The sequence below is a fragment of the Limosilactobacillus coleohominis genome (assembly GCF_016901675.1).
Lineage (GTDB): Bacteria > Bacillota > Bacilli > Lactobacillales > Lactobacillaceae > Limosilactobacillus > Limosilactobacillus intestinavium.
Genome location: NZ_JACJKU010000069.1, coordinates 1 through 8,009 on the forward strand (window position 1 = coordinate 1; position 8,009 = coordinate 8,009).

The 8,009-nt window shown below is 36.7% G+C and carries 11 protein-coding genes; 2 read left to right on the top strand and 9 right to left on the bottom strand.

Annotated features, from left to right (window positions below):
- Nucleotides 1-145 precede the first annotated feature (145 nt).
- The 6 genes from frr to H5975_RS06595 form a co-directional block, all read right to left on the bottom strand.
- Entirely contained in the window at nt 146-706 is a 561-nt protein-coding gene (frr, locus tag H5975_RS06570; protein ID WP_204785380.1) for a ribosome recycling factor, read from the bottom strand.
- A gap of 2 nt (nt 707-708) precedes the next feature.
- Entirely contained in the window at nt 709-1,434 is a 726-nt protein-coding gene (pyrH, locus tag H5975_RS06575) for a UMP kinase (protein WP_178659512.1), read from the bottom strand.
- Between the two features lie 80 nt (nt 1,435-1,514).
- Nucleotides 1,515-2,393: a translation elongation factor Ts gene (gene tsf / locus H5975_RS06580; RefSeq protein WP_178659571.1), complete on the bottom strand. Its 879-nt coding sequence runs from the start codon at nt 2,391-2,393 to the stop codon at nt 1,515-1,517.
- A gap of 102 nt (nt 2,394-2,495) precedes the next feature.
- Nucleotides 2,496-3,275 (bottom strand): 30S ribosomal protein S2, encoded by a 780-nt coding sequence (gene rpsB / locus H5975_RS06585; RefSeq protein WP_178659511.1) that lies wholly within the window; start codon nt 3,273-3,275, stop codon nt 2,496-2,498.
- 151 nt (nt 3,276-3,426) lie between these two features.
- Complete coding sequence (locus tag H5975_RS06590) at nt 3,427-3,708, bottom strand: GIY-YIG nuclease family protein (RefSeq protein WP_178659510.1); 282 nt, start codon at nt 3,706-3,708, stop codon at nt 3,427-3,429.
- Nucleotides 3,698-4,453 (bottom strand): tRNA1(Val) (adenine(37)-N6)-methyltransferase, encoded by a 756-nt coding sequence (locus H5975_RS06595; protein WP_342590537.1) that lies wholly within the window; start codon nt 4,451-4,453, stop codon nt 3,698-3,700. The genes H5975_RS06590 and H5975_RS06595 overlap by 11 nt, the downstream gene beginning before the upstream one ends.
- 82 nt (nt 4,454-4,535) lie before the next feature.
- Between H5975_RS06595 and H5975_RS06600 the strand changes: the two genes are divergently transcribed.
- Nucleotides 4,536-5,171: a lysophospholipid acyltransferase family protein gene (locus H5975_RS06600; protein ID WP_204785382.1), complete on the top strand. Its 636-nt coding sequence runs from the start codon at nt 4,536-4,538 to the stop codon at nt 5,169-5,171.
- Between the two features lie 29 nt (nt 5,172-5,200).
- Here the strand turns inward: H5975_RS06600 and H5975_RS06605 are convergent, their stop codons facing one another.
- Entirely contained in the window at nt 5,201-5,428 is a 228-nt protein-coding gene (locus H5975_RS06605) for a YneF family protein (protein WP_178659507.1), read from the bottom strand.
- Nucleotides 5,429-5,514: 86 nt separating this feature from the next.
- A complete protein-coding gene (locus tag H5975_RS06610) occupies nt 5,515-5,766 on the bottom strand; it encodes a DUF896 domain-containing protein (RefSeq protein ID WP_204785383.1) in 252 nt (83 codons plus the stop codon).
- A 139-nt stretch (nt 5,767-5,905) separates the two neighbouring features.
- Between H5975_RS06610 and lexA the strand changes: the two genes are divergently transcribed.
- A complete protein-coding gene (gene lexA / locus H5975_RS06615) occupies nt 5,906-6,532 on the top strand; it encodes a transcriptional repressor LexA (protein ID WP_204785384.1) in 627 nt (208 codons plus the stop codon).
- A 74-nt stretch (nt 6,533-6,606) separates the two neighbouring features.
- Here lexA and H5975_RS06620 read toward each other — a convergent pair whose 3' ends face one another.
- Nucleotides 6,607-7,764: a hydroxymethylglutaryl-CoA synthase gene (locus tag H5975_RS06620; RefSeq protein ID WP_204785385.1), complete on the bottom strand. Its 1,158-nt coding sequence runs from the start codon at nt 7,762-7,764 to the stop codon at nt 6,607-6,609.
- Between the last annotated feature and the right edge of the window lie 245 nt (nt 7,765-8,009).

An 8,009-nucleotide genomic window follows, 5' to 3' on the forward strand; every position in this document is an offset into this window, starting at 1 on the left:
ACAGTTAGTTCTAATTGCAAAACAAAAAACAGCCCAAGCAAAATGACTGCTTGAACTGTAAATTTTATTATCAGTACCGATTGACAAAGAACCAAAAATGATTAGCTTTTTAACGTTAAATGGTCAGGACATTATTAATAACAAATTACTTGCCCATTAATTCGTCTTCCTTATCTTGAGCAATATTCTCAAGATTTTTGATTCCAGCGTCAGTTTCTTTTTGTACCTTGTCTTCAAGATCATGGAATTCATCATCGTTAAAGTCGCCATCTTTGTTTCCCTTTTTAAGGTCATCCATGGCTTCTCGACGAACGTTACGTACTGCAACCTTAGCCTTTTCTAGTTCAGCCTTAACATCCTTAACCAATTCCTTCCGACGGTCCTCAGTTAATTGTGGGATGATAATGCGAATGGCTTCCCCATCATTTTGTGGTGTTAAACCTAAATTAGCTTCATAAATAGCCCGTTCGATATCTTTTAAAGTGCTTTTATCATATGGTGAAACAAGTAATTGTCTTGCTTCAGGCACAGTAATTGAAGCCATCTGGTTTAATGGGGTTGGTGCACCGTAATAATCAACTTTAACTGGGTTGAGCAAACTGGCATTAGCACGACCGGCCCTAATATCAGCCAAAGTTCTCTTTAATGCATCACCAGATTTATTCATTTTCTCTTTAGCGTTTGCTAAAATTTGTTTTCCATCCATTTTTATTCTCCTTCAATCGTAGTTCCGATTTTTTCTCCACGAACCACTTTTAAAATGTTTCCTGGTGTATTTAAGTTAAATACAACCAGTGGAATATCATTATCCATGGACATTGAGCTAGCGGTGGAGTCCATTACATGTAAGTGCTTGTCAATGATATCCATATGAGTTAAATGATCAAATTTGACAGCTGAAGAGTCTTTATTTGGATCAGCTGAGTAAACACCATCAACGCCATTTTTGGCCATTAAGATAGCATCAGCGTTCATTTCAGCTGCACGTAACGCTGCAGTTGTGTCTGTAGAGAAGTATGGACTCCCTGTTCCACCGGCAAATATAACAACTCTTCCTTTTTCTAGGTGTCGAATGGCTTTCCGACGAATATAAGGTTCTGCAATTTGCCGCATTTCAATAGATGTTTGTACTCTTGTTTGAACATCTAACCCCTCAAGAGCGTCTTGAAGAGAAAGTGCATTCATAATTGTAGCCAACATACCAATGTAGTCAGCTTGAGCACGTTCCATTCCGAGTTTTTCACCGGTGATACCGCGCCACATGTTTCCACCACCAACAACAATACATACTTGAACACCGAGATCATGGACTTCTTTGATCTCTTTAGCTACTGTTTTTAACTCTGGTGGATTAATCCCAAATCCTTGATCACCAGCCAGCGCTTCACCACTTAATTTTAAAACAACACGCTTGTATTTAACGTCATTAGCCATTGAATATATCCTCCTCAGGAATTATTGAGCCTTGTTAGTAAAAAGACGTACCATTTCAGTACGTCCTTTGCAAACTAAAATTAACGGTTAAGCTCCTGTTGGACCTCATCCGCAATGTTAGATTGCTTCTTTTCAATTCCTTCACCAACTTCGTAGCGAACAAATGACTTCAACTTGCCACCCTTGGAAGCAACATATTCAGCAACTGTCTTGTCACTATCCTTAACAAAGGCTTGGTCTGCTAAGCAGATTTCTGATAAGAACTTGTTTAAACGGCCTTCAACAATCTTATCAACGATCTTTTCAGGCTTACCTTCGTTTAATGTTTCTTCTTTAAATACTTTCCGTTCATGTTCAAGACGGTCAGCAGATACATCATCACGAGTCATAAATTCAGGGTTAACGGCTGCGACGTGCATAGCAACGTCCTTAGCAGTAGCTTCATCGGCACCTTCTAGAACAACTAATGCAGCAATCCGACCACCTTGGTGTAAGTATGCACCGAAGCTGTCTCCGTCATCTTTTTCAACAACTTCGAAACGACGTAAACTAACTTTTTCACCAGTCTTACGAGTGGTTTCTGTTAAATCTTCACCTAAAGTTCCGTTGTCAGTCTTAATTTCAAGAGCTGCATCAACATCTGCTGGCTTGTTTTCAACAATCTTCTTTGCAACATCATTTAATGCAGCCTTAAAAGGATCTGAGGCAGCCACAAAGTCAGTTTCGGAGTTTAATTCAACAATGGCAGCTGTGTTTCCATCAACAACAATGTCAGTCAAACCTTCAGCAGCAATTTTGTCACTCTTCTTAGCTGCTTTAGCAATGCCCTTTTCACGAAGGTAATCCATTGCTTTGTCCATGTCACCATCTGTTTCAACTAATGCCTTCTTAGCATCCATGATACCAGCGCCGGACTTTTTACGTAATTCCATAACTTGTGAAGCTTTGATAGCCATAATTAAATCTCTCCTTAAATTATAAATATTTTTAAATAAAAAGCTGTTTCGCACTCAGGCCACCACGGTCCAACTGCAAAACAGCCTAAGTATTAACTATTTTAATTATTTACCTTCAACGTTTTTCTTGAGGTCCTTTAAAGAATCTTCTGAAACTTCAGCGTTGTCGGCAACATCGTCATCGGATGCCTTTTGTTCGTCTTGACCTTGCTTACCTTCGATAACAGCATCTGCCATCTTGGAAGTGATCAAACGAACAGCACGAATAGCATCATCGTTAGATGGGATAATAACATCAACATCATCTGGGTCAGTGTTAGTATCAACCATAGCTACGATTGGAATGTGGAGCTTGTGAGCTTCACGAACAGCAATTTGTTCCTTGTGTGGATCAACAATGTAGATAACATCTGGGATCCGTGGCATATCTTCAATACCGCCTAAGAAACGTTCAAGCTTTTCACGTTGCTTAGTTAATACTGAAACTTCCTTCTTAGGAAGAACATCAAATGTTCCATCTTCAGACATCTTCTTCAATTCCTTCAAACGGTTAATCCGGGATTGAATAGTCTTCCAGTTAGTTAAAGTACCACCTAACCAACGATGGTTAACGTAGTATTGACCTGCACGAGTTGCTTCTTCTTCGATTGAATCTTGTGCTTGCTTCTTAGTACCAACAAAAAGTACGATACCACCGTCAGCAGCAACATTCTTAACATAATCATAAGCAGAATCAATCATCTTTACAGTCTTTTGTAAATCGATAATGTAAATACCGTTACGTTCAGTAAAGATGTATGGTTCCATCTTAGGATTCCAACGACGAGTTTGGTGACCAAAGTGGACACCAGCTTCAAGCAATTGTTTCATACTTACAACAGACATGAAATAATACCTCCAAATAGTTTTTCCCTCCCCACTGATCATTTGTTTTAAAGACCTTGCGGCACCAATTAAAACATTACAGTGAGTGTGAATTGTGCATTAAGCACCAAAAAATATTGTACATAAAAAAGGGGCCTATAGCAAGGACTAATTACAAATTATTTATATTTATTCCATGCTTTTTTAGGTAATCCAACTTTTTATTTCTTGTTTGATGTTTAAAATGATACTCCGCACTTAATGCATCATGCTTATTATCAAAGGCTTCTTGATATAATAATTTAAGCGGATGTCGACTCCTGACTCTGGTATATTTAGCACCATGATAAGATTGGTGCGCGTTAAAGCGTCGAATAACATTATCAGTAAATCCACAGTATAAAGAGTTGTCCGCACATTGTATTACATACATATAATACGCCTTAGTTGTCATTTAACATCGCCTCAACCTCGGGAGTATAGTTTCCATCTTTATCGCCAACAATCAGTGGTGGTTCAACAATCAACCCACCTGGTTTACCATCCTTAATCACTTCAATAAGTACGATGTTCGCAGGTTTATTTACCTTTGGATATGCAAATTTGATTCGTTTAACCATTAATCGATTCTTTTCCAACACCCGCACAATTTCAGGCAATCGCTCTGGACGATGCACGAGATAACCCTTACCGTTCATTTTTAAAAGGCCACTCATTTTTTCAGCAACAATTGGCAAATTAATGGTTAATTCGTGCCTAGCGATGGCTAAATAACGATTGGGATTCTTTTGACTGCTTGGTAAAGTTTTAAAATATGGTGGATTACATGTAACAATGTCGAAGCTATCTTTATCAACGTAATCAAAAATATCTTTAACATCTATATTCATCACATCATAACGGTCTTCTAAACCGTTTAACTTAATACTTCGGGATGCCATATCCGCTATTTCAGGTTGAATTTCGGCCTCTGTTATGTGACCGTTTAATTTACGATTCAAAAACAGCCCAATCGCACCATTACCTGCACATATATCAATTGTTTTTAATTTATGCCGCTTATTCGGTCGAACAAAATCTGCTAGGAGAACGGCGTCCAAAGAAAATGCAAAATATTTGCTGCTTTGGATAATCTGTATTCCTTGACTGCTTAACTGATCAATTCGTTCACCAGCCTTTAAAAAATCTTCCGACATGATTACTCCTTATTTTTTCTTGCATGTTAATTGTTTCTTGATCATAATAATCATATTATACAAAATCAATTTGAGGTAATGAAATATGTACGACTTTTTAGTCCATTTAGTGAATCCTTTTTTAAATCTAATTAATGGTAAGGCCATTATTAAAAATAAAGATAAACTGCCAAAGGGAAACTATATTATTGTAGCACCCCACCGTTCTTGGCTGGACCCAGTTATACTGGCATTGGCCATCTATCCTAAGAAATTCAGTTTTATGGCAAAAGAAGAATTATTTAAAGGTCGTTTTGCTAATTGGTTTCTGCGTAAATTAAATGCTTATCCCGTAAACCGCGTTAATCCTGGTCCGTCTGCTATTAAAAAACCAGTGAACCAGCTTCGTAAAACTCAATTATCAACTATCATCTTCCCGACAGGTTCTCGCTATTCTTCAGAATTAAAAGGTGGAGCTTTAATGATTGCAAAATTAGCAAATGTTCCATTAGTTCCTGCAGTATATCAAGGACCGTTTTCATTTGGTGCACTTTTTTCACGTAAAAAACGTAAAATTGCTTTTGGTGATCCAATCTATATTGACCGTAAAGAACGTCTTCATGAAGAGACATTAGCCAAATACGAGCAGATAATGCAAGACTCCTTTAATGAATTAGACAATCAATTAGATCCGCACTTCCATTACGATATGCCTAAAAAACCTGCGGATGATCATTTCTAAAAAAAGATCGACTTTAAAAGTCGATCTTTTTATTTACGATTAGCCTTTTTTGCTTGGTTTTTCATCGTTTGCATCATCATATGAAGCTTCCGATCAGAAGGTTTCTGGCCCATTTGAATCATCATCGTCCGCATCATGTCTTCAGAGATTGGTGGATTATTACGTAAGTAATTTTCCATGTACTTACGAGCACCAAAGAATCCAATTACTAAACCAACTAATAATGCTAAAATCATCAGCATAATTGTTCCTGCCACGTTTTCTTCCCCCTTTTAAGTTAATATTATTAATAATACAAAATTACTCCACTCTTGAAAAGTATTTATTGAAAATAATGAATATTTTAATCGTCACGAAGTCCCTTTTTCCGTTGGATTTCTTTAATCTTTTCAGGAGTAACCTCTTTACCATTTTTATCAAAAATTTGAGTCATTTCAATTTTACTTTTAAAAGCTTCCCGGAAATTCTTGAGATATTCATCACGTAGCTTTTTTCGCTCAATTTTTTCTTCTTCAGTTAACCCTTCTGATTTGTTTTTATGAGCTAATTCATTAATTCTTTTTAGTAATTTATCTTGTTCATTTTCTTCAGCCATAATTATCCTCCTTATGATTGCAATTATAAGTCTAACCAAGTCATTTCATGATTGCAAGATGCTAAAGTTTTCGAACGTACGTTTACACTATGTTTTACCTATGATAAAATAATTTTAATAAAACAATTGAGGTGGAAATATGCCAAGAAACGCACTTGATAAACAAACAGCTGTTTTAAATTATATACACAAAAAAGTTGATGCTCAGGGGTATCCACCAACCGTTCGGGAAATTTGTGCGGCTGTAGGATTATCTTCAACTTCGACCGTTCATGGACATATTAACCGGCTCATTAAAAAAGGCTATCTAAAAAAAGATCCTGCTAAGCCACGGGCTTTAGAAATAACTGCTGAAGGATTAGAGTTTTTGGGAATTGAGCCTAAAAATAATTCAATCCCTTTGTTAGGAGTTGTTGCGGCTGGTGAACCTATATTAGCAGAGCAGGATGCTACCGACTTTTTCCCTATTCCACCGACCATTAATGATCATGATGATTTATTCATGTTGCAGATTCAAGGTACAAGTATGATCAACATGGGAATTTTAGATGGCGATAAGGTTATTGTTCGACGACAAAATACTGCCAATAATGGTGATGTTGTTATTGCTATGACCAGCGATAATGAAGCCACATGTAAGAGATTTTTCAAGGAAGAAAGCTATTATCGACTTCAACCAGAAAATGATACGATGGATCCGATTATTCTTAATCATGTCACCATTTTAGGGAAAGTTGTTGGATTATTTAGGGATAATATCTTTTAAATTAGTTTAATGAAAAAAATAGGCCTTAAACGTTCGATTAATTCGAATGTTTAAGGCTATTTGTATACTTATTTTTATTTTTCTTGATAAATGCGCTGATTTCCTTGCTGACCAACAAGTACAAATTCAGATGGATCCGTATCAATATCATAAATGATATCTTCTTTACGCATCCCTAATTGATCATTAAACATCTTTTCATACTCACCAATGGATAACTGGTGACGTTTTTGCAATGTTTGTAGTAAATCATCACCGATTTGGTTCCGATAATCTGGTTGCAAAATCCCTGAATAGAATTCTCCTTCTGCTCCAGAACCATAACTAAATAGCCCTATTCGTTCTCCAGGAGTTACATCACCATTTTGTAATAGAGAAATTAATCCTAAATACAATGATCCGGTATATAAATTACCCACTTGACGCGAAACCTTTTGCTCCGCAGCCAAGTTATTCCTTAAGCGCTCCGCAACTGGACTTGCATCATCTTGTAACAAACCATCCAGGCCTTTCTTCCCCATCTTAGTATAAGGTAAGTGAAAAATTAAGGCTGCGAAATCCGCTAAAGAGCGACCTGTCAATTGTACATAACGATGATATGTCTTTAAAAAGAAATCAACATAAACTTGATTTGAATATTTACCATCCACATATGCTTCCATTGAGTATAATGGTCGCCAAAAATCCATGATGTCTTTTGTATAAGCGACACTTGTATTTTCAATTGTTAAAACACGGGGATTTTGACTGATAATCATTGCTACGGCCCCAGCTCCCTGAGTTACTTCTGCGGGTGTATTGAGACCATAACGAGCAATATCGGCTGCAATTACCAAAACATTTTCCGAAGGATTCAAAGCTACTATTCCACGAGCAAACTGCAGTGCGGCAGTCGCTGAATAACATGCCTCTTTTGTCTCAACGACCCTAATATAATCGTTGAGTCCTAATAAGCGTTTGATATAAATACCACTAGCTTTTGAATTGTCAACTCCTGATTCGGTTGCAACAATTAAAGTCGACACATTACGAAGACTTTTGGGTGAAAGTTTGCTTGCTGCTTGAGCTCCTAACGTAACAATATCTTGAGTTGGCGGAACAACAGCCTGACGCTCCTGGCCAATTCCGATTTTATACTTATTGGGATCAACTTGGCGAGCATCAGCTAAATCATCCATCGTTATATAAAAAGGTGTCGTAGCAAAAGTTATTTGATCAATACCAATTTCCATATAAATCTCTCCATTAAAAAATTGACACTAAGCCTTATATATTGCTTTTTAAATTTAAAACCTAGAGTCTCTTCACATTTATTTAATTATGCAATCAAAAATACCAACTTAATTTCAGTATTTCATCTTTTTTAAGTCGTAGATTGTAATATTTAAGTTAACAGTTAAATAAGTGGACAAGAAAACCCATAAAGGTCTTTAATGGTGTCGCTAAACTAATCCAAGAAAGAAGGACCTTTATGGGC